At 35.7% G+C, this 20,685-nt stretch carries 20 protein-coding genes and 1 other RNA gene; 4 read left to right on the top strand and 17 right to left on the bottom strand.

Features of this window, described 5'->3' with window-relative positions; all coding sequences use genetic code 11:
* From BLS20_RS14095 to BLS20_RS06185, 10 genes are all read right to left on the bottom strand, one after another.
* Positions 1 to 101, bottom strand: a 101-nt coding sequence (locus tag BLS20_RS14095) for a winged helix-turn-helix transcriptional regulator (protein WP_423230171.1), incomplete at its 3' end; no start/stop codon positions are given.
* A gap of 145 nt (positions 102 to 246) precedes the next feature.
* Positions 247 to 486, bottom strand: coding sequence for a hypothetical protein (locus tag BLS20_RS13735; RefSeq protein WP_176762315.1), 240 nt, complete (start codon positions 484 to 486; stop codon positions 247 to 249).
* Between the two features lie 37 nt (positions 487 to 523).
* On the bottom strand, positions 524 to 1,249 hold the full coding sequence (locus BLS20_RS06220) for a TIGR02391 family protein (protein WP_090173350.1): 726 nt from the start codon (positions 1,247 to 1,249) through the stop codon (positions 524 to 526).
* Positions 1,250 to 1,274: 25 nt separating this feature from the next.
* Complete coding sequence (locus BLS20_RS06215) at positions 1,275 to 4,430, bottom strand: type I restriction endonuclease subunit R (RefSeq protein ID WP_242870540.1); 3,156 nt, start codon at positions 4,428 to 4,430, stop codon at positions 1,275 to 1,277.
* A 5-nt stretch (positions 4,431 to 4,435) separates the two neighbouring features.
* Positions 4,436 to 5,491, bottom strand: a complete 1,056-nt coding sequence (locus BLS20_RS06210) for a toll/interleukin-1 receptor domain-containing protein (protein ID WP_090173348.1) — start codon at positions 5,489 to 5,491, stop codon at positions 4,436 to 4,438.
* The gene (locus BLS20_RS06205; RefSeq protein ID WP_090173346.1) at positions 5,488 to 5,940 is read right to left on the bottom strand and encodes a hypothetical protein; all 453 of its coding nucleotides are present in this window, start codon (positions 5,938 to 5,940) and stop codon (positions 5,488 to 5,490) included. The genes BLS20_RS06210 and BLS20_RS06205 overlap by 4 nt, the downstream gene beginning before the upstream one ends.
* Positions 5,941 to 5,973: 33 nt before the next feature.
* Positions 5,974 to 7,872 carry a hypothetical protein gene (locus tag BLS20_RS06200; RefSeq protein WP_090173344.1) on the bottom strand — a complete coding sequence of 633 codons (1,899 nt, stop codon included), beginning with the start codon at positions 7,870 to 7,872 and terminating at the stop codon, positions 5,974 to 5,976.
* A gap of 22 nt (positions 7,873 to 7,894) precedes the next feature.
* Complete coding sequence (locus tag BLS20_RS06195; protein WP_090173342.1) at positions 7,895 to 9,049, bottom strand: restriction endonuclease subunit S; 1,155 nt, start codon at positions 9,047 to 9,049, stop codon at positions 7,895 to 7,897.
* Positions 9,046 to 10,914, bottom strand: coding sequence for a class I SAM-dependent DNA methyltransferase (locus BLS20_RS06190; RefSeq protein WP_090173340.1), 1,869 nt, complete (start codon positions 10,912 to 10,914; stop codon positions 9,046 to 9,048). The genes BLS20_RS06195 and BLS20_RS06190 overlap by 4 nt, the downstream gene beginning before the upstream one ends.
* A 69-nt stretch (positions 10,915 to 10,983) precedes the next feature.
* Positions 10,984 to 11,190, bottom strand: coding sequence for a helix-turn-helix domain-containing protein (locus BLS20_RS06185; protein WP_090173337.1), 207 nt, complete (start codon positions 11,188 to 11,190; stop codon positions 10,984 to 10,986).
* Positions 11,191 to 11,371: 181 nt separating this feature from the next.
* On the opposite strand from BLS20_RS06185, the gene BLS20_RS06180 reads away from it, so the two are divergent.
* The 3 genes from BLS20_RS06180 to BLS20_RS06170 are packed head-to-tail and all read left to right on the top strand — an operon-like array spanning position 11,372 to position 13,719.
* Positions 11,372 to 12,322 carry an AAA family ATPase gene (locus BLS20_RS06180; RefSeq protein WP_090173335.1) on the top strand — a complete coding sequence of 317 codons (951 nt, stop codon included), beginning with the start codon at positions 11,372 to 11,374 and terminating at the stop codon, positions 12,320 to 12,322.
* A 24-nt stretch (positions 12,323 to 12,346) separates the two neighbouring features.
* The gene (locus BLS20_RS06175) at positions 12,347 to 13,267 is read left to right on the top strand and encodes a DUF5688 family protein (RefSeq protein WP_090173331.1); all 921 of its coding nucleotides are present in this window, start codon (positions 12,347 to 12,349) and stop codon (positions 13,265 to 13,267) included.
* Between the two features lie 17 nt (positions 13,268 to 13,284).
* The gene (locus tag BLS20_RS06170; protein ID WP_090173329.1) at positions 13,285 to 13,719 is read left to right on the top strand and encodes a hypothetical protein; all 435 of its coding nucleotides are present in this window, start codon (positions 13,285 to 13,287) and stop codon (positions 13,717 to 13,719) included.
* A 23-nt stretch (positions 13,720 to 13,742) separates the two neighbouring features.
* On the opposite strand, the gene BLS20_RS06165 is transcribed toward BLS20_RS06170, so the two are convergent.
* Both BLS20_RS06165 and ssrA read right to left on the bottom strand, forming a co-directional pair.
* On the bottom strand, positions 13,743 to 14,003 hold the full coding sequence (locus tag BLS20_RS06165; protein WP_143010234.1) for a hypothetical protein: 261 nt from the start codon (positions 14,001 to 14,003) through the stop codon (positions 13,743 to 13,745).
* Positions 14,004 to 14,066: 63 nt separating this feature from the next.
* Positions 14,067 to 14,411, bottom strand: a transfer-messenger RNA (tmRNA) gene (ssrA, locus tag BLS20_RS06160).
* 214 nt (positions 14,412 to 14,625) lie between these two features.
* Here ssrA and BLS20_RS06155 point away from each other — a divergent pair.
* Complete coding sequence (locus BLS20_RS06155) at positions 14,626 to 14,958, top strand: hypothetical protein (RefSeq protein ID WP_090173326.1); 333 nt, start codon at positions 14,626 to 14,628, stop codon at positions 14,956 to 14,958.
* A 125-nt stretch (positions 14,959 to 15,083) separates the two neighbouring features.
* Here BLS20_RS06155 and BLS20_RS06150 read toward each other — a convergent pair whose 3' ends face one another.
* From BLS20_RS06150 to purB, 5 genes are all read right to left on the bottom strand, one after another.
* Positions 15,084 to 16,121 carry a hypothetical protein gene (locus BLS20_RS06150; RefSeq protein ID WP_090173324.1) on the bottom strand — a complete coding sequence of 346 codons (1,038 nt, stop codon included), beginning with the start codon at positions 16,119 to 16,121 and terminating at the stop codon, positions 15,084 to 15,086.
* Positions 16,122 to 16,249: 128 nt separating this feature from the next.
* Positions 16,250 to 16,714 (bottom strand): SsrA-binding protein SmpB, encoded by a 465-nt coding sequence (gene smpB, locus BLS20_RS06145; RefSeq protein WP_090173321.1) that lies wholly within the window; start codon positions 16,712 to 16,714, stop codon positions 16,250 to 16,252.
* Positions 16,715 to 16,724: 10 nt separating this feature from the next.
* Complete coding sequence (gene rnr, locus BLS20_RS06140) at positions 16,725 to 18,854, bottom strand: ribonuclease R (protein ID WP_090173365.1); 2,130 nt, start codon at positions 18,852 to 18,854, stop codon at positions 16,725 to 16,727.
* A gap of 63 nt (positions 18,855 to 18,917) precedes the next feature.
* Positions 18,918 to 19,169 (bottom strand): preprotein translocase subunit SecG, encoded by a 252-nt coding sequence (gene secG / locus BLS20_RS06135; protein ID WP_090173319.1) that lies wholly within the window; start codon positions 19,167 to 19,169, stop codon positions 18,918 to 18,920.
* Between the two features lie 74 nt (positions 19,170 to 19,243).
* Entirely contained in the window at positions 19,244 to 20,677 is a 1,434-nt protein-coding gene (gene purB / locus BLS20_RS06130) for an adenylosuccinate lyase (protein ID WP_090173317.1), read from the bottom strand.
* Between the last annotated feature and the right edge of the window lie 8 nt (positions 20,678 to 20,685).

Raw genomic sequence — 20,685 nt, 5'->3', positions numbered from 1 at the left:
TCATAAGTGAGACCGCATTCTTTACACTTGTTGATAATCTCACCTACAGTTGTTTTTGATACATCGGTAGCTTCAGCAATCTCACGGTATGTAAGATGCATTTCCTTCAAGCGAAGGATTTCTGTAATTATCATTGGTTCTAGACACCTCATTTCATTACCTCCTTAGAATGTATATACATACATTCTAAGAAAGCGATTTTAAGATGTCATCTTGTCCGGATAATTTAGGAACGTTGTCCGTAAGTTATAGGAATGCTTGTCCGGATATTTTAAGAATGTTTGTCCGAGTGTTATAAGAATGCTGTCCGGATGTTGCAAGAATCATCATTTTGAACTTTGTGACATTTAAAATCAATGCCGATAAAACCGCATAAACTCTGGCTTTTTGCGGCTCAAATTTTTGGGACAAAAATTTAACTTCTTCTGTTTTCTGTGATTTACGCGTTATAAAAGAGCCTTGGCAAACTGCCAAGGCTCTTTTCACTAAATCATTTTTATATAGTAGCTATACATTTTTCGTACTATGATTCACAAGTATCCTTTATTTTGGATTGCATCTTTTTATGTTTCCAATTTCTAAATCGTAATATACATCTAAGTTTTAAACGATCAATATGGTTTGGCATATTTTGGTAAATATCAGAATAATCAACTTTTGTTCGAATCCACTCTCCATGCTTCGTGATACTATGCCCATCTAATAAATTCAAAAAATAAGACGCTTGGATTATTATTGATAAAACATCAGATGCTCCTGAACCGACCTTATTATGTTGAAAAATATTTCTAGCGCCTTGAAAAAATCCCATCAGCATAAAGCGTACACCTTCTTGCTCATTCTTTTCAGAATCAGTAATTAGATTGTTTAATTGTATTAGCGGAATTTTTGTAATTTGGCCACTTTTCTTATCTACATCATAGCTCAAAGCCTTGTTTACTAAATCAACTCCATGTAAATCCAACCCAGACTTATTACGCAGTGCTGTTTCAACTACAACAAATGCTTCTCGCGCCGCAGCATTAAACTCAGATTTATAAATAAGCTGCTCTGCCCTATCTAATTTTGAATTTAGATGATAAATATCAAAAAAACGCTTAACCGCTTCATGTGTTTGTGGCATCATCTCACCGCATACAGGACAATATGTGAAATCATGATAGTCAAAGCCCCATTTTCCATCCTTTTCTACTAATTCCTTTTTTCTACGTGGTAATCGACAATTATTTGGACATTTATATTTACGCATTAAAATCTAGTCTTATCCTCCCAATCTATGCTACTTCCTTATACCTCATATAAACGTACTCATATATCTTCTGTCTATATTCGGATATACGTATCTCGTCATAACTCTCTGGCAATTCTTCCCAAAGAGTATCCCTTATAAGATTATCAATTTCAGCTTTGGTTTCCTGCTTATCAGTCCAATGGTCAAGCTGAGAAATACGATTCTTAATCTTTTCAAGCAAATCAACAGCTACCTTTTTAATGGACTTGATATCCTCTTTTGAAAGATTTTCATTAAAAAGTAAGTCATAAAGCGATAATTCCTCATCACTTGAGAAGCCTTCACGAACATAACGTTGCTCTTCCTCATTCATAGAATTTGCTAAATCCATCAAGTCCATAAATGTCTTTTCAATGGTAGCTCTATCCTGCTCTTGATTATACTCTTCGATAATCTTCTGATATCTCTCATAATAATCAACACGAGTAGGATTTTCCTTAAGCATGCCATCAATTCTAATTTGAATAAGCTCATCCAAATCTTTAAGCATAAGATTCTTCTGTTTTACCTTAGAAAACTCTCTACGCAGCAAATCAAAATCAATCTTAGATATATCAAATCGCTTTGACTTTTCATCAGTATCAACAGTGGTTTCAATTGTAATATAGTCACCCAAAATACCATTAATCTGCACCATCAGGTCAACGGTATCAACATGCTTTTTCTTTTTCTTAAGCTCATCAAAAATGGCAATTATGGCATCTTTTCTTTCTCTATCCGCTGGTGAAATATCATCTCTATCTAGATACTTCATCATACGAGTAAGCTCAGTAGCATAAGTCATAAGACGTTTTGCTGACTCCTTACTATCAGATACCGCATTAGCTGCCGTTTGTAGCATGCCAAGCTTTGTAAAGTCCTTTGCATAGATTAAGTCATTAAGCTCAAAATCTTTTTCTTCCAAAAACTCTTCCGCAGAAGAAATGACCTCTAACACACGAGCTATCAATTCAGCCTTATCAACAGTCGGATCAGTATTTCTGCCTCCAGTATTTGCCGTATAATCAGCAAGAGCTTTTCTCAAAGCCTTTACAATACCGATGTAATCGATAATTAAACCATTGCTCTTTCCTTCATTTACTCTGTTAGCACGAGCAATCGTCTGCATCAAAGTATGAGCCTTTAAAGGTTTATCCAAATATAAGCATGACAAACATTTAACATCAAATCCAGTAAGCCACATCGCACATACGAATACTACACGAAGCGGATTCTCAGAATCCTTAAATTCTTTATCTAGCTCACGTTTTTCCATCTTGGCTCTATGCACCCTGATGTCCAAATCCCACTTTTTGAAAGTCTGAATCTCATTCTGCTCCTGAGATATAACTACAGCCATCTCAGTTTCTTTCATCCACTTAATCTTGCGCTCAAGTTCGAGTACTTCCTGCTGTGAGGCTGTCTTCTTTTCTTCCTCAAGTCTATCAATTTCAATTTTCCAGTATTCCTGAACAAAGTTAAACATGCGCACGCATGTGACTTTATTAAGACACACAAACATAGCCTTACCGCTTGTCCAAAGGTCACTGTAATGCTTTACAAAATCCTTTGCAACAGAACGAAGACGTGGTTCTGCCGTCAAAAGATGTATTTCTTTTTCAAACTCATGCTCTAGCTTTTCCTGCTGTTCTTCATCCAAATCAGCAGCTTCAATTGCATCCAAAATTTCATCTGTAATTTCAGGATTATGAATATCAAGAATCTTCTCGCCACGATTTTCGTAATACAACGGAACTGTAGCTTTATCCTCTACAGCACGTTTAAAATCATATATTGATATATAACCACCAAATGTACGCTCAGTAATATTATCGCTTGATAGTAATGGCGTACCTGTAAATCCAATTCTAGATGCTGTTGGCAATAATCCAACCATATTATCAGCAAAGATTCCATATTGGCTTCTATGCGCCTCATCAGACATAATTATAATGTCGTGTTCAGGATAAATAGGTTCTGTAGGCTTTTTATTAAACTTCTGAATAAGAGTAAAAATAAAGCTAGGATTACCTTTCAACTTTTCAACGAGATCATCACCGCTTGTAGCCGTGTATTGCGATGCCTTAGTTTTTCCAAGAAGACCACAGTTCTCGAACGTATCACTAATCTGTGTATTTAATTCTTCACGATCTGTCAAAACAACAATTGTTGGTGAACCCTCAAATTTTCTACGTATTTTCTGTGATAAGAAAAGCATCGAATAGCTCTTTCCAGAGCCTTGTGTATGCCAAAAAACACCTAACTTACCATCATTAAGCTTACGTGCTTCATATGCCTTTACAGCCTCATTAACGCCCAAATACTGATGGTTTCTTGCAAGAATCTTAATAGTATTTCCACCAGAATGATCGTAAAGGATAAAATTCTCCAACAAATCAAGAAAGTTATCCTTCTTGCAGATACCTCTAAGCATGGTTTCAAGAGCAACATTTCCTTCGTCACTCTCATTTAATCTCTTCCACTCATGGAAAAATTCATATTTACTTCCAAGAGTACCAACCTTAGCTTCAACGCCATTTGAAAGCATCAAAAATGCGTTGTAATAGAATAAATGCGGAATTGTATCCAAATAATCTGTGTAGTTATCAGTATATGCATTCTGAACATCTACAGAGTTTTTCTTTAGTTCTACAAATAAAAGAGGTATACCATTTACAAAACCTACAATATCAGTACGTCTACGATATAAATCACCATGTATCTTTAATTCTTTTATAGCCAAAAAATCATTTCTCTCAGCATCAAATGGATGCTCAAAATCAATGACCATAGCTCTCTTTTCTTCAATCTGTCCGTTTGGCTTCTTAACTTTTACTGGAATACCATCTCGAATATACTGATACTTCTCCTCATTTATCTGCATAAGCGATGACGAAGAAAGATGTTTTTCAAATGTGTTCTGCGCCTCTATAATTTGTGCATCTGTAATCCATGGATTCAATGTCTTTAAAGCCTTCTGAAAATAGCGCACCAGAAGAATATCCTTGTATGACTTTCTTCCGAAAGTACCATTTTCCCCAAGGACTTCTTGATTGTATGCAAGTTCAACACGCCAGCCCAGCTCATCCTCTAACAAATGTCCTGAACTCTCTTGAACTAAAATATTTTCAGAATAATCGTAGCTCATATTGATACCCATTTTCGCTAATCTCCAATACCCATAAACGATAACATACTTGCAAAGTTTTCCTCTGTATGTTCACTAATTGACAAACCTTTATTATCCCTTATAAATTCGAGAAAATCAGATAAATCAAGAAGAATCTTTTCCAGCACCTTCACTTCCTTAATTTGTGATATAGCATATACAGGATTGCCAATTTCCTCAATCTCTCTCTCCAATTTATGCTTTTCAGCAGTCCAATACTTACTATATTCAGCTTGGCCAGATGCTGTATATACTCCCGCTTCAATCAGTAAATCTTGTTCTGCTTTATAAAGAGACCTATCTTTTTCACTAATTACAACAAAAACTAATCTTTTTGAGAAATTACTATCCTTAACGACTTCAAGCATCTCATACATGCAATTTCTTGATTTAAGATACCTATCACTAATTAAAGTAATAACATAATCATGCTTTTCAATTGAATTCATAAACCTTTTAAAGCTTTCATGATATTCAACATCTCGTATATCACGCGAAATGGTTGCCTTTCCTTCAATTACAGGTTGTAATTTTTCTTCCAAATAATTAGCAATATCAGTGTCCTTTTGGCAATAAGACAGGAAAATATTCTTTATCTCCTTATCTGTAGATGGTTTATCATTGTCAGCTTCTATAAATTCAATTTCTAGATATGTTCTTAATGCTACAACAAATGGCTCAATTGACTTTCTAATAAACGCTTCTATGTTATCCGAAAATTTTCTACTATCTGTATATCCCATACATAGGCCAAATAATTCTTTAGGGCCATCAAGAATATATTCTAAAAGTTGATACCCATAGCTAACTAATTCTTTCTCATCAGCTGGAAGGTCTAGAACACTATTCCAACCTTTTTCCGAAAATATCTTCTTAAAATCATATTCAGTAATTCTACATTCATTGATATAAGAAATAAGTAATGGTGTGTTTGTAATAAAATCATAAAATTGCTGAATACAATATATTTCGCTCTGCGCATTAACCTTTAGTAACTGTCCTGATAGAGTTCTGTATTTCAAAGATATTTTCTGTAATTCTTTTCTGTTCACTGTTCGCACCCACAAATAGGACAATATGTCCCCGTTTCCTTATCAATATTTTTTACCTTAACATCTATACCACAACACACTTTTCGGCATTTAACATAGGAATTCAATGGGGTGTATAGTTCCCTCTCTTGAACTCTTTCTGTCTTTTTAACCGACATTTTAATAAACCCACTCCTATTAATCTGTTTCATGCTCTTACTCAGCATTTTATCAAGCTCATCTAACATATAATTCGCAGCCATCTGTTGAGCTTTTTCTAAAACCTCTGGGACAAAAAATGTGTTAGTTTTATTAGGAATGCCACATATAGGACAAAAAAAGAACAAATTATCTTCATTTTCATATACATCCTTATGTAGCATAAATCTTGTTTTGCAATAATCACATTCCATCTCTATAAACCCATCTTCATCTAATGGAATAGATATTTCAAAAACTTGCTCTGACATATACCAACCCTCTTTTTTATATAGACCGAATTACTATTTTTTACATAACTCTTCGTTAATCTTAATCACAATCAAAACCATGATTTTCATTAGCTCTATATAATCCCGTTTATGAATCTCTTCATTTGCAGAATATGTGCTATGAATGTAACGATTCCTCAAATCCATACCATTACTATATTGGCTCTTGTTTAGCACATAATTTAAGTAATCCGATTCAGGAACTGATAAAAAAGTATTTGTAATGCATATATCCCCCACTGATTTCATCTCTGATAAGAGAGATTTCATATATGATGGATAATAATCCAAACAAATCACTTCATGTTCATACAAATCTTTTAAAATAAACGCCCTACTTGGATTTAGCTTTAATAGTCCATCTTCAACACATAGAGTGTTCCTCTGGATCAGCCAATTAATCTGGTATAACTCATCTTGCCTAGTATAATCAGAAAGACGTAATTCTTCATTAAGCAGCAAGTCATGAAGACATTCATATTTCTCTCCAATTCTTTCTACATATGACAACAAGCACTGATCTGAAAACAAATAAAACATTTCCTGTCTTATATCATCCGAATTTACATACCCATACTTTTCAGTTCTAAGCGACGGCAATAGCTCAAACTCCACTGGACGAGATGACATTTCAAGTAATTCCCTATCAATCTCACCATTTTCAGCATATAATCTATACTGTTTTAGAACACCATCCATCTCCGAAGCTAAATTCCTACACATTTCTAGATAACTACTATCTTTTGAAGATGTGGCAAACGAAAAGCCTTTAATATTGAACTCTTCAACTAAGTAATCTTCAAAAAACCATTTGATGATATCTTCAAAGCGGATATTGTTTCGCTCTAGTTCTTCAATATAACCATGCATATCTGCAGATGTTTTCATGTAATAAAAAGTAAATGAGCTTCCTGTCTGATACTCTTTAATGCCTTTTACACCCATCACTCGTTCAAAAACACCAAGTTTAGAAGAAATAGAAGGAAAAACACTCCTAAACTCCATATCCACAAATCCAAACATATAAATAAAATTATTTAATAACGTTGGATAATCTAAATTCTGTTTTAGCCATTGCCTGTCATATATAAACAAATGGCCCTCAGGGGTATTCTCTACCGTTACAAGTTCCGCAACATCTCTAAAACTTACGCCAACTCCCATATGTGAGTTAAATACCGTAACAGAGCCATCCTTAAGCATCTCTTTTTGTCTCTTCCTCGCTTCCAATCGAAGCTTATCTGAAACTGGACACTCAGAAGTGCTTTGAAACATCTCTATTACTCTTAACGAGCCAAGACCTGGGTGAATCGAATGAACATATTTCCTAAGTATTCCTTCATACTCAGATGGCATTAAAGAATTGGGTAAATAGCATTTATTTCTATTGCCTTGTTTCTCCATGTGATTATGAATAATGATTTCGGCAGTCTGATCAGAATTTCTCAAGCAATCAGCCAAAACATCATCATAATGTTCTACTATTCTTTTTTGTTTTAAGATGTAATGAAGAGTTGTATGCGGATTATTTATATATTCAGCAAACTTCTCTTCGCTAATTTGCTCATATACCTTGAACTTATCAAATAGAATCCAAAATTCATCTACATATCCAATAGCTACTTCATCACATATCTTTATAAAATTATCATCAGATATGCTCTTAAAAAACTTAGCCACAATTGGCATAAGTACTTTTATTTTTGATGCATACTCAGTTACAAACTCTACCTTAAGATGCTTATGAGATAATAACTGATGAACATTATATGCTTCTATAACTTCATTTACGTCGTTAAATTCCTTTGAAGAATCAAATGAATCAATATATTTCATAGATTCTTCAACATAGTGCCCAAAGACCATATCATTGCTTTCTAATAATTTTATTCCGTCATATCTTTGGCGCAAAATAATCCCCCTCCTTAAATAACTAGACTTCAATCTCCCCACTCATCAATTTAGGTAACAATCTATCTCTTGCTTCAATTGCTTTTTTATTCTGCATTAGAAGTACTTCTATTTTTTTTATCCACTTATCAGCAATAGCATTATATTTTTGTATGATGTATTCTTCTGGAAGAACAACTTTAATCGTACTAATAGAATTGTTTGTTAGCTGCGGTTGTGCCGAACCTGTACAAACACTTTTAAAATTTGTATGCAACATCAACTCATATGTAAAAGGCATTCGTAAGTAATCCTCTTTTCCTTTAACTATAAATGAATTATTGGTAACAAAAGCTTCACTATCATGCGTTCTTAAGACATCGCCGCTACCATTTCCTCTGCTTGTAATTAATGGAACAATTTCATCTACATTTTTCTCAGAATAATATCCTATAACACCATTAGCACCATACACAGGATACTTTCCACTTTTTGATATCTTACTAGTTGGTAATGTCTTTCCATACTTTATTTCAAATACATCATCAATTGAGACCACACTCCATTTTTCTGGAATATCATTTATAAGCTTATAAGTTTCATAATTTGGAAATCTAAAATCTACAAACCATTCTTTATAAAGCCTCTTAGCTGCTTCTTCCAAGAGTTTTATTTGTTTTTGGTTATTATCTATAAATGCATCATAAGGCTTTAATAAATCCACAATCTTGTTCTGAACATCCATTGGGGGAAGCTTCACTTCCATGTTTCGTAATGCGGTAAGACTTATCGTACGTTGTGCTGCTCCTAGCGCAACCGCATCAGCTTTCATATAAAAATCACGACTCAACATCGTGTAATAAAGATATTCAGGATTGATTACACTAGCATCTGGACGCAAAATAGCGATATGCCTTTGAAAAACAAACGCTTGATTATCTCTTAAATATACAGGTATTCCGAAAGATCCTACAACAGAATATAAAATATCTCCTTCCTTTGGGCGTCTTTTATCATCCAAACTGTCATAATATTCTCGAGGAACAAACATTGTATTTGAAAAATCAAATTTATTTGAATTAGTAATATTTGCTATAGTCACAAAAGGAATCCCATTGCTAGCTTTTGGAGGTGGCTGATGATCACCATCAGAAATCGACTTGCATACCTCTGAAAGTTTCACTTTATCTACAATCATACACCCAGCTCCTTCATATTCTTAGAAATTTCATCCATAAGTTGATTACTTTCATTCTGTAATAATAGTAGTTCATTATGAATCTCATACATTCTCTCTTCAAAATCAATTCCATCATCCTCAACTGGCGCCACGCCAACATAGGCTCCAGATGTTAAAGACCAACTTTTTGATTCAATATCACTAACATTAGCAATTTTACATAGTCCAAGAATATCCTCATATATTCCTTCGCCGAACTTGCTATAAAGCCAATGCGCTTCTTTTACTACGTCAACAATCTCCTTTACTGAAGCTATTTTCTCATCCCAAAAACTTTGTGTTTGTTTTTTATCTTTTCTATCACAGGACTCTATCGCTTCTTTTGCAGCCTCTTTGACTTTCTTTAAACATTTCTTTGCGATTTCACATCCATCAACAAAAACATTATCATTAACCGCTTTAAGACTATCCTCACCCACTTCAGAAATCATATCAGCAATTGAAACCTTATAGTCTTCTAAAAGTTGCTTATACTTATCAATTTCACCTCGATAAAGCCACACAATGGCATTTAGATTCTTTAACTGCCACTCATTCCACTCATTTAAAGTACGATCTACAACTGTATAATAGTTTCTCGCATCAATGAATAAGACTTTATCTTTTAAATCTTCAGATTTTCCCTTATCAAAAAACCATAATGAGCAAGGCAAACTCTTTGTATAGAAAAAGTTATTACCTACAGAAATCATGACATCAACATGACCTGTCTTTACAAGTTTCTCTCTGATATCTTTATCGCTTCCCTGACTATCAGTTGCAGATGAAGCCATTACAAATCCAGCTCTACCTGTCTCATTCAAATAGGCGTAGAAATAAGAAATCCAAAGATAATTTGCATTTCCTATCTCTTTATTCTTATTCTCTTTAGGTACTCCGAAAGGCAATCTTCCAGCATTAGTTGCAGATTCAGCTTTTACCTTATCTACGTTGAATGGTGGATTTGCCATTACATAATTGCATTGTCCTTCAAGGTTATGCGCATCATGATAAAAACTATTAGCTTCATCGCCTGACTTAATTACACCTGTAAGACCATGCACAGCCATATTCATCAAACAAAGTTGCGCGTTATACTCAACCTTCTCTTGACCATAAAAAGTCATGCTAGAATTAGCCTGCAATCCTGCTTCATTTACAAAATCACCAGTCTGAACAAACATACCGCCTGAACCACATGCTGGATCAAGAAGTACTCCTTGCTTAGGCTCAAGAACATTTACTATCATTTTTACAAGTGATTTTGGAGTAAAGAAAACTCCATCATCAGATGCAATATTCTTAGCAAATTTATTAAGGAAATACTCATAAATACGTCCAATAACATCACCACCAACTTCATCAAGAGCATTGTTATTGAATATTCTTAGAAGTTCTCCAAGCAAATCATCTGAAAAATCTGTATAGCTTTTTGGTAAAACACCTGTAAGCTGCTCACTCTGCTGCTCAACCAAATTCATTGCATTGTTTACAACTTCTCCAAGGCTTGCCATAGGCTGTCCATCAATGTTTACTAATCCCATTGATGCAACATTTGAAGGCAAATTAACAAGATAGCTGTACTGAGCTTCTTTAGGAAGAAACAATGCACTTTTAGCTGCAAAATCACTTGCTTCAACAGGCATTTGTCTACCATTTCTAACGGGTCTTGTCTTTAATATCTCCTCTTCAACCATTTTGAATCGGCTGTATGCATATCTCAGGAAGAGCAGTCCAAGTACAGGCATGCAATACTGATTTGATGTCAATTTTGAACCTGCACGGAGTAAGTCTGCTGACTCCCATAAATCTGCTTCTAATTTTTTGATACTCTTGTTATCCATTGATTATTCCTAACCTTTTCATTTTATTGTATTGTAAGCATACTACTCGTAATATTCGTTAAAACGGGCTTATTCATCATAAGTAATTTCTGCAATATCACTAAGCTGGCATTTTAATTTAACGCAGATTTTATCCAAAACGCTTATTTCAACATTATTGCCTTTCTCAAGCTTGGCAATTGTTCCATAGCTCAATCCAGTAATATCTTTAAGGTCTTTTTTCTTGATATCACGATCAATCATCAGCTTAAACAATTTCTTATACGATACTGCCATAAATTCGCTCCCCTTCTGAATTTAACACATAACAACAGATGCTTTAAGTATACCATATTAGTCACTTGTTTGGCTTATTTTTCACACGTTCGCAAGACTAAATTTCGCTGCTTGTTTAAGCAACTTCGTTGCTCGGTCTAAATCCTGAAATATTAACACTAAAAATCCATGGAGGTACGCAATGGATAATATAAAAAATGAGACATCTTATAAATGGTGGGACGACAGAGCAACGATTACAACTAATAAACCAGATGCAGATTTTGACAAAGAGCTATTTAAAACGCCTAAGTCCATCAAAAACTATCTTGATAGCAAAATGTTTGGCTGTGAGCAATATAAAAAACGCATGTCAGTCGCTATATTCAGTGCAATTCACAAAAAAGTTAAAACCAACATGCTTGTCATCGGAAACAGCGGTTCAGGCAAGACTGAGCTTGCACGTATTCTTAAAGAAATTTATCCCAATACCGTTATATTCGATGCCTCTCTCGTATCTCCAAAATCATATAGAGGTAACACAAGTTTTTCGGATATGTTTCTTTCCCTTGATACAACAAGGCCAGCTTTCTGCTTTGTTGATGAAATAGACAAAGCATTATGTCGTCACGAATCTGAGCTAGGAACGCTGATGCAAAATGAGCTTCTGAAATTAGTTGAAGGCTCTGAACTCTTTGTTGGCGAAGACAAAAACAAAAAGAAGATAGACACAAGTTTAGTGAGCTTCATTTTTATGGGTACTTTTGATTCGGTACGGCAAGAAAGAAAATCAAGCATAGGCTTCGGTTCTGATGTTACCTTGTCAAATAAAGATACGCCTGTAACAAAGGAAGAAATCGAAGACTCTGAAACATTATCCGCAGAATTTCTAGGCAGACTCAATGGAGGAATTATCACTATCCCACCTGTCACGGAATCTATTGCAATGGCGGTATTAGCAGACGAACGTTACAGCCCAATATCGCGGCTAGAGAAGACGTATAGCGTATCTATAAAGCTAAAAACTACAAACATAGAAGAACTGGCTCAAAGCACTGCCAAATATGGTTTTAGAGCCATATATAGCGAACTCCACGAAAAACTGTGTGATGCACTTTATGAAGATAGTAACTCAGTAACTATAGACATATAAGTTTAAATTCAGGAGGAAATAAAAATGACATTTAATGTTTTTCAACGCAATTTAATAGAATCACTCAAAAAAGCTCTAAGCAATACAGACCTAGCAGAGGCAGAATTATCCCCACAAAAGATTGATAAACTTAATGGAACATATAATGCATTATGCATCAAGCCAAAGGATTCAATTATCGGGATGAATCTCAATTTAGACTCAATCTATGATGCATTTGTAGAAGGTGTTGATTTTGATACACTTGTAGAACGTACTGCAAAAGAATGCTTCAAGGGTATAGAGTCATGTCCAGTAGTAAATCCAAACGAAATAACAGATTATTCTAGAGTCAAAGACAAGCTATCTCTTGAAGTAGTATCAGCTGAAAGAAATGCAGACAAGCTTAAATCCATTCCTCATAATACGCTAGAGGATATGGCAGTAATCACAAGAATTGTCTTAGATAAAACAGAATACGGTAATGCTACTATTGTCGTTACTAATTCTCTCTGTCATCAATTTGGAATTACTAAGGAACAACTATTTGAAGATGCTTTAGTTAACGCGCCACTTGTCCGTCCTACAGAAATAAAGGGCATGTCAGAAGTAATGAGCGAGATGATGCCAGGCTTAATGCCTGAAATTTCTCCTGAGGATGAACAAATCTTTGTGGCCTCTGTGCCAGATAAAAATCATGGTGCTGGAGTTATCGCATATCCAAATTTTATGGAAGACGCTGCTCAAAAACTTGGAGGAAGTTATTTTATTTTACCAAGCAGTATTCATGAAATACTACTCGTTAGAGATAACGGTCAAATGTCGGCGCAAGACCTTGAAAACATGGTTAAAGAAGTTAATGCTACACAAGTTGAACCATGCGATCAGCTGACAGATCATGTGTATTACTATGATGCACAAAAGCATGTATTCCAAATTGCAGATAAAGCATTAAAATCTGCATAATTCAGAAAGGTTATATTATGTTTAAGCTTAAGTACCAAGTATCATCCAATAAGGTAGATTTGATAGAATTGGATGATGGAGCATTTAGCAATTCGGAAATAGCAGAAATCAAACCCATATTAGAAAAGCTTATGATTGAAAATCCGCGCCTGACATTTGCTCGTAAACACAAGGCTGGTTACTTTGAAAACGTACCAAATGAACTTGTAACCGACATTGCATTTATCACCGATTCTGTCCTATCTGATTGTTGGCAATACTGTCCTATCACTACCCTCGAAGAAATCGAAAAACCCGATAGACGTCCATATATTGGAGCCTTAAATCTTATAAACACACTTTTAAATCATAGCCTTCAAAGTTATAGAAGGATACTTGAGCTGGAGAGCATCATAAAAGAATTCAGAGATGTATACGGTGATTTGCCATCAGAGATTTTTGGTGAAGAATGAATAATAGCAGGGAGAAATCCCTGCTATTTTTTTTCAACTATATTCATTTCAAGAAATGCGGTCATAATAGCCTTTTCTTTATCAGATTTTAATTTTGGCAAATCACATTTTTGATTCTTATCAAATGATACAATACCGCACTTCTCCATAACCCTACCTATACTAGAGTTACTAACTGTGATATTAAGGTTATCACTTACCCACTTGCGAATGTCAGAATGTGTTGTAACGACGTGATTTTGAGAAGGAGCCTTACCTTCTACAACATCAAAATCTACAATCATTGCAAACACATTCTTGTAAACGCAGTAATAATTGCCTTGGAGCGGGTTCGCCGCTTCGTGCATTAGTGGACTAGACGAGAATCGAACTCGTGTCCGAAAATCTTTCCATTGTACTTCTACTATCATAGTCAGTTCTTTTACATTCCCTCTCCCGGACGGAAACTAACATCCTTCCGGCTTTAGTAGCTTCATCTTACGCCCATATATGCAAAGCTTAATATATGTCGTTTCCTACATGTTCGATGTTCGGTTCCCAAAGTGTAGGTGCTTCGGGGCGAACACTCGCTGCTTAGGCAGCGAAAGCTAAATCTGTATCTTCAGCGTTTATTTTTAGTTTTGAGATTTAACGCATCATCCTGCGGATAGCTTCTCCAACTTCCAAATCCCCGTCGAAACCTTTACTAGCCCCTAAAGGTATTTACAAGCTGTGCTTGTTTTCATATTCATTATATCGGCGCACTATTTTCACGTCAAGTAAACTCTGAGTTTAATTTTTGGTTGTTTGCCACCAACAAAAATGTTATGATAAAGGCAATCTTATTGCCATGTTTTGTTGCGTTTTATTTCGTCTAACTAAAGTAAGCGATAAGAGAGCTATAAAATGAAATGGAGGAATTTACAAATGAGTCATTTAGCAGAGAAAATTACAGCAAACGAAAAACGTGCCATCGAGTCAGCAGTACTGAATCATTATGGTGAAATTACCATCGCCGGAGATGTCGGTAAACAATGTGCTGCAAATTATAACAAAAAATATTACACCGAAGGCATTTCTACAGATGCTGATTTTAACAACGTACCAACTTTAGAGGTTGTAAATAACCAGGATGTCTATTTTGTTCTTTGGACTACCATGACCGGATTTACCTTAACCCGTGATTCGTTAAAAGAATATGATAGCAAAGTTGTTGGTGATACCATCGTATTAACGCACAAAGCATCACAAGTAAAATAATCACTTTGGCGCTAAGCTAAATCCGCGCCGTTTTATTGTGATATGCGCACCGTAAGATATCTGGTACGCACAAAAATATAGCTCAGGCGGAGCATAAGTTCCGACTGAGCTATATCATTTTGATTCTACATCTTATCTATGATTTCCAAACAAATATCTCTACTGATTTGTTGTTCTTGCATTGCACGCTTATCTTCTTTTTTTGCATTCTCCTGTAATTCCAGCAAAAGCGGTTTCATACGTCTTTGGCGAACCAGACCGGCTCCCCATAATTTGCGTCGATTCTTATCAAACTGATCCCGATACCCCTGCGATTTTTTCAAAGCTTCTTTCTTCAAATCAAGATGCGGCTTAATTTCCCTGTTCAAATCTCTTGCAATTTGTGTATAAGCAAGCTTGTCCAAATGGTCAATAATCATATCTGCAAATCCATCTGCTGTAGCATAGATTCCCGTTGCCAATTCACTGCACATAGGTTCTTCAAATAACAATTTCAAAATACCGCGACGCTGTTCAAAATCAAAGCGTTCTTCTAATCGCTTTTCGAAAACGTTTTCTAATTTTTCCAAATATGCTGCAATCTCTTCTTTTGCCAACACTTCACCGGATATAACATCCGAATAAATATCACTGTTTACAGCAAGTGACCAGTTATGATCCATACTAATCTCTCCATCTTTCTCTGTAAACAACAATGCTCTATAAGCACTTCCATCTGTAAAAGATACCGTAAACAAATACCTTGTAGTTCCATCCGCATCTACAACACTTGAAGTTTTCCCACTTGTAACTTTCACAAGCGGAATTGCTACAGGCTTTACAAGCGGAACCATGGTTTCATATCTTTTTTTATCCGCATCATACCCCGGTGTAATGCTAAAAACCAAAATATTTCTAAAAAGATTCATGCAGATTCTTTGCTCATAATCACAGCCCAAAGGCTTATCTTCTTCTAAGAACATCAATTGGTCATATTTTCTAATTGCATCCGTAAACTTACCTGTGTATTTCCCTGCAGAAGATTTGTTTTTCGATAAATTCTGAATTCCACCCACACAAGTTATGAGCCATCTTGGAATTTCCCCGGTATCTTCTAGACTTTGATACTCTCTTTCCGAAAGACATACCCCTTTAAACTTTTCATACAACATAGCGTCTGACATTTTGTTCCTCCTCCAAAAAGCAAAAGACGAAAACGATTATCCAAATAACCATTTTTGCCTTTAGATATCCTACTTGAATATACTCGAAACAATGCTCAACGTCAAGATGTCCATATTCCCCAATTCCATTATAAATTGCGAATCTTAAACTCTCTTTGCGCTTCTCGTTTCATATCTTTTTTCGCAATATCCTGCCGTTTATCATAGAGTTTTTTACCTTTTGCCAAAGCTATTTCCACCTTTGCAAGGCTGCCTTTAAAATACACCTGTAATGGTACAAGCGTATAGCCTTTTTCTTTGATTTTCCCGGCAAGCTTATGAATCTCACTTTTATGCATTAACAATTTTCTTTCTCTTAAAGGATCCTTATTGAAAATATTCCCCTTTTCATATGGCGATATATTCATACCATAAATTATAATTTCACCATCTTTAATCTGAATATACGCTTCTTTGATGCTGCATTTTCCTTGTCTTAGGGACTTAACTTCTGTTCCCGCAAGACAAATGCCTGCCTCAAACTTTTCTTCAATAAAATAATCATGAAAAGCTTTTTTGTTATTTGCAATTAGTTTCGTTGCGTTCTTTCCCATGTCTGCTCCTTTATGTTTCCTCCTCGCACACCATCGAAAAATCAATCGTATGCCTCATAACATCTGTATCTGCCACTCTGATTCGAACACTCTGACCAAGTCTATATTCTTTCTGGTTATTTTCTCCAATCATTCTATGTTTCTCTTCATCATAGTAGTAATAATCATCCATAAGCTTTGTTACATGAACGAGACCCTCGATTGTATTTTCAAGCTCTACATAGATGCCGAACGAAGTAATGCTCGAAATCACGCCTTCAAATATCTCATTAATATGTTCAGACATATACTGCGCCTGCTTCATACGAATTGTTTCTCGTTCTGCTTCCTGCGCGCGCCTTTCCGTCTTGCTGGTATTTTGTGCAACTTTATCCAAGATAGATTCATAATGTTCTATCCGTTCTTGCTTTAATCGCCCGCGAAGGTTCTCTTTGATAATTCTATGAATCTGAAGATCCGGATAACGACGTATCGGCGAAGTGAAATGGCAGTAATATTTTGCCGCCAAGCCAAAATGACCAAGACATTGCGGATTATATTTTGCCTGTTTCATAGAACGAAGCGTCAATCTGCTAATCAAACTTTCCTGCGGGGTATTTTCTATCTTATCGAGAATCTTTTGTAACTCTTTGGGGTGAATATTTTCCCTAGTTGTATTTAAATAAACGCCAAACCCTCGCAAGAATTCAGAAAGGCTCGTAATCTTTTCTTTATCCGGTTGTTCATGTACACGATAAAGAAACGGTAATTCCTGCCAAAAATAATGTTCTGCAACCGTCTCATTCGCAGCCAACATAAAATCTTCAATGATCTTTGTAGCCGGATTTCTATCATAAGGACGTATTTCAACAGGCTTGCCCTGCTTATCAAGAATCACCTTGGTCTCCGGAAAATCAAAATCTATAGAACCTCTTGCTCTTCTTTTCTTTCTAAGAATCGTTGCAAGTTCCAACATCTTTTCAAATGTTACCACAAAGTCAGCATATTTTTCCATATACTCCGGGTTATGATTTGTAACAATTTCATTTACAACCGTATAGGTCATCCTATGATTTACACAGATTACAGATTCCGTAATTTCATGTGCCAATAATTTCCCCTTCTTATCGAAAGTCATAAGACAACTAAGCGCCAATCGTTCTTCTCCTTCATTCAAAGAACAGATTCCATTTGATAATGTATGCGGAAGCATAGGAATCACCCGGTCTACGAGATAAACCGAGGTTCCTCGTTTTAGCGCTTCTTTATCAAGTGCGCTGTTTTCCTGCACATAATTTGTCACATCCGCAATATGAACTCCCAAATGATAACAATCATCTTCCACTTCCAGTGATACTGCATCATCTAAATCCTTTGCATCTTCTCCATCGATTGTAACCATTGGCAATTGACGAAGATCCCTGCGTCCTTCCATGTCTTTTTCACTTACCGGTTTCGCAACATTTATTGCCTGCGTAAGTATTTTAGGAGCAAATTCCATTGGAAAATCATAATCTTTTGCTATCGACAAAATATCTACTCCGGGATCGTTTTTATGGCCTAATATCTCAACTATTTTACCTTCCGGTTTATGGCGTTCATCCCCATAGCTTTTGATCTCCACAACCACTTTATGACCATCTACTGCGCCGGCTGCATCTTTCTCACTGATAAAAATATCCTTTAAAAACCGTTCATTATCCGGACGCACGAACCCAAAACCCTCTACAGCTTCATATGTTCCCACAATTCTTGTAAGACCATGTGAAAGTACTTCTACTACACGGGCCTCCATACGCTTCCCAGCCGGTGCATTTTTTACTTTCACCTTTACTTCATCCATATGAAATGCGCCACCGGCATCCTCTGCAGCCACAAACAAGTCTTCGTCAAGTCCTTCCACTGTAACAAAACCAAAACCTTTCGGATGCGCCGTATAAACTCCGCAATAAAAGCATTGTGAACTTTTTTTATATTTTCCATTTGTCAATAATTCGATTTTTCCATCTTCTACAAGAGCATCAAGTACCGCATGAAGCTGCGTTCTTTGTTCTTTTAAGATTCCAAGAACCATAGCAATCTCTTTCGCTTTCATAGGTTTATAAATCGGATCGCAAATAAAATCATAGATCGTATTTTTTTGTCTGATAAAATTATCCATTTCTTTCCTTCCAAACTCAAAAAAAAAGACGATTGTCATCATACAATCGCCTTTTGTATACCTCTAGTTAAAGAATCCCATGCTTAATACTAAGGAAATTCCCATAAACAAAACAACAAATAATGTCGTAATCTTTACCAACGTTCCTTCCTTAGAACGACCCTTATTCTTACTCCAATAAGAATCATTACTTGTCATAGACCCGCTCAATGCACCAAGTCCGTTCTGTTTTCCTTCTTGCATAAGAATTATAATACTGCCGATTGCACATACTGCAATTAAAACAATAATTAAGATTATTTTTAACGTATCCAAATCGATACCCTCCTATCAAGTATACATAACAACTAAAATATGATAGCATACCAAGTCAAAAATTACAACATGATTTATACATTAATTTCAGCAGTTACTCCCAACAATTCTTTATTCGCATCCAAAACCGGTTTCACTACCTGCTCAAGGAACAGATCCACCTGCATTGGTGCGCATCCAACATAATTAGAAGGAATCATATTCTTTTCAAGTTCTTCTAATGTCAAATCAAAGGTCGGATCTGCCGCTATAAGATCCAGTAAATTATTATCAAGTCCTTGCTCTTTTACTGTCTTACCGGCTTCCATAGAAAGCTGACGGATCTTCTCATGAAGTTCCTGACGATTACCGCCTTTTTCCACTCCATCCATCATGATATTTTCCGTCGCCATAAAACTAAGCTCACTCATCAGATGTCGTGTGATTACTTTATCATATACCTTCAATCCATCTGTCACATTGATACACAAATCAAGAACTCCGTCAATTGCCAAAAATCCTTCTGCAATTGAGATTCTCTTATTTGCAGAGTCATCTAAAGTTCTTTCAAACCATTGTGTAGCCGACGTTATTGCCGGATTAAGCGCATCAATCATTACATATCTGGAAAGTGACGCAATTCTTTCCGAACGCATCGGATTTCTCTTATATGCCATCGCTGAAGAGCCAATCTGATTCTTTTCAAAAGGTTCTTCCACTTCTTTTAAATGCTGCAAAAGTCGAATGTCATTTGACATCTTATGTGCACTTGCCGCAATTCCTGCCAAAACGTTACATACTCTGGTATCAACCTTTCTTGAGTATGTCTGACCAGATACCGGATAACATCCATCAAATCCCATCTTCTCAGCAATCATCGGATCTAATTTCTTAACCTTTTCAAAATCACCATGGAACAATTCCAAAAAGCTCGCCTGTGTTCCCGTTGTTCCTTTTGAACCAAGCAATTTTAATGAACCCATAACATAATCAAGATCCTCTAAGTCCATCATAAATTCCTGAATCCAAAGTGTTGCTCTCTTACCAACCGTTGTAGGCTGAGCTGGTTGAAAATGCGTAAATCCAAGCGTTGGAAGCGCCTTATATTCATCTGCAAATTGCGAAAGTTTAGCGATAACATTAATTAATTTTTTTCGGACAAGTTGCAATGCTTCTGACATCAAAATGATATCCGTATTATCACCAACAAAACAAGAAGTTGCACCAAGATGAATAATACCGGCAGCTTTTGGACACTGCTGTCCATATGCATACACATGAGACATAACATCATGACGAACAAGTTTTTCTCTTGCTCTTGCCACTTCAAAATTAATATCATCCTTGTGGCTGATTAATTCATCGATTTGTTCTTGTGTAATATTAAGACCTAATTCTTTTTCTGTTTGTGCAAGTGCTATCCAAAGTCTTCTCCAGGTACGGAATTTCTTTTCAGGTGAAAAGATATACTGCATTTGTTCACTTGCATATCTTTGTGATAACGGACTTTCATAACGATCGTAACTCATATTTTATC

Source organism: Eubacterium oxidoreducens, from assembly GCF_900104415.1.
GTDB lineage: Bacteria > Bacillota > Clostridia > Lachnospirales > Lachnospiraceae > Eubacterium_C > Eubacterium_C oxidoreducens.
Note: the sequence above shows the minus strand (reverse complement) of the source record. Positions and strands in the feature narration are given on the sequence as shown.

Coding starts and splice junctions, on each gene's coding strand:
- BLS20_RS06220 (WP_090173350.1), bottom strand. CDS start 1,249: ATGCGTAAATATAAATGTCCAAATAATTGTCGATTACCACGTAGAAAA.
- BLS20_RS06215 (WP_242870540.1), bottom strand. CDS start 4,430: ATGGGTATCAATATGAGCTACGATTATTCTGAAAATATTTTAGTTCAA.
- BLS20_RS06205 (WP_090173346.1), bottom strand. CDS start 5,940: ATGTCAGAGCAAGTTTTTGAAATATCTATTCCATTAGATGAAGATGGG.
- BLS20_RS06195 (WP_090173342.1), bottom strand. CDS start 9,049: ATGATTGTAGATAAAGTGAAACTTTCAGAGGTATGCAAGTCGATTTCT.
- BLS20_RS06190 (WP_090173340.1), bottom strand. CDS start 10,914: ATGGATAACAAGAGTATCAAAAAATTAGAAGCAGATTTATGGGAGTCA.
- BLS20_RS06185 (WP_090173337.1), bottom strand. CDS start 11,190: ATGGCAGTATCGTATAAGAAATTGTTTAAGCTGATGATTGATCGTGAT.
- BLS20_RS06180 (WP_090173335.1), top strand. CDS start 11,372: ATGGATAATATAAAAAATGAGACATCTTATAAATGGTGGGACGACAGA.
- BLS20_RS06175 (WP_090173331.1), top strand. CDS start 12,347: ATGACATTTAATGTTTTTCAACGCAATTTAATAGAATCACTCAAAAAA.
- BLS20_RS06170 (WP_090173329.1), top strand. CDS start 13,285: ATGTTTAAGCTTAAGTACCAAGTATCATCCAATAAGGTAGATTTGATA.
- BLS20_RS06165 (WP_143010234.1), bottom strand. CDS start 14,003: ATGATTGTAGATTTTGATGTTGTAGAAGGTAAGGCTCCTTCTCAAAAT.
- BLS20_RS06155 (WP_090173326.1), top strand. CDS start 14,626: ATGAGTCATTTAGCAGAGAAAATTACAGCAAACGAAAAACGTGCCATC.
- BLS20_RS06150 (WP_090173324.1), bottom strand. CDS start 16,121: ATGTCAGACGCTATGTTGTATGAAAAGTTTAAAGGGGTATGTCTTTCG.
- smpB (WP_090173321.1), bottom strand. CDS start 16,714: ATGGGAAAGAACGCAACGAAACTAATTGCAAATAACAAAAAAGCTTTT.
- rnr (WP_090173365.1), bottom strand. CDS start 18,854: ATGGATAATTTTATCAGACAAAAAAATACGATCTATGATTTTATTTGC.
- purB (WP_090173317.1), bottom strand. CDS start 20,677: ATGAGTTACGATCGTTATGAAAGTCCGTTATCACAAAGATATGCAAGT.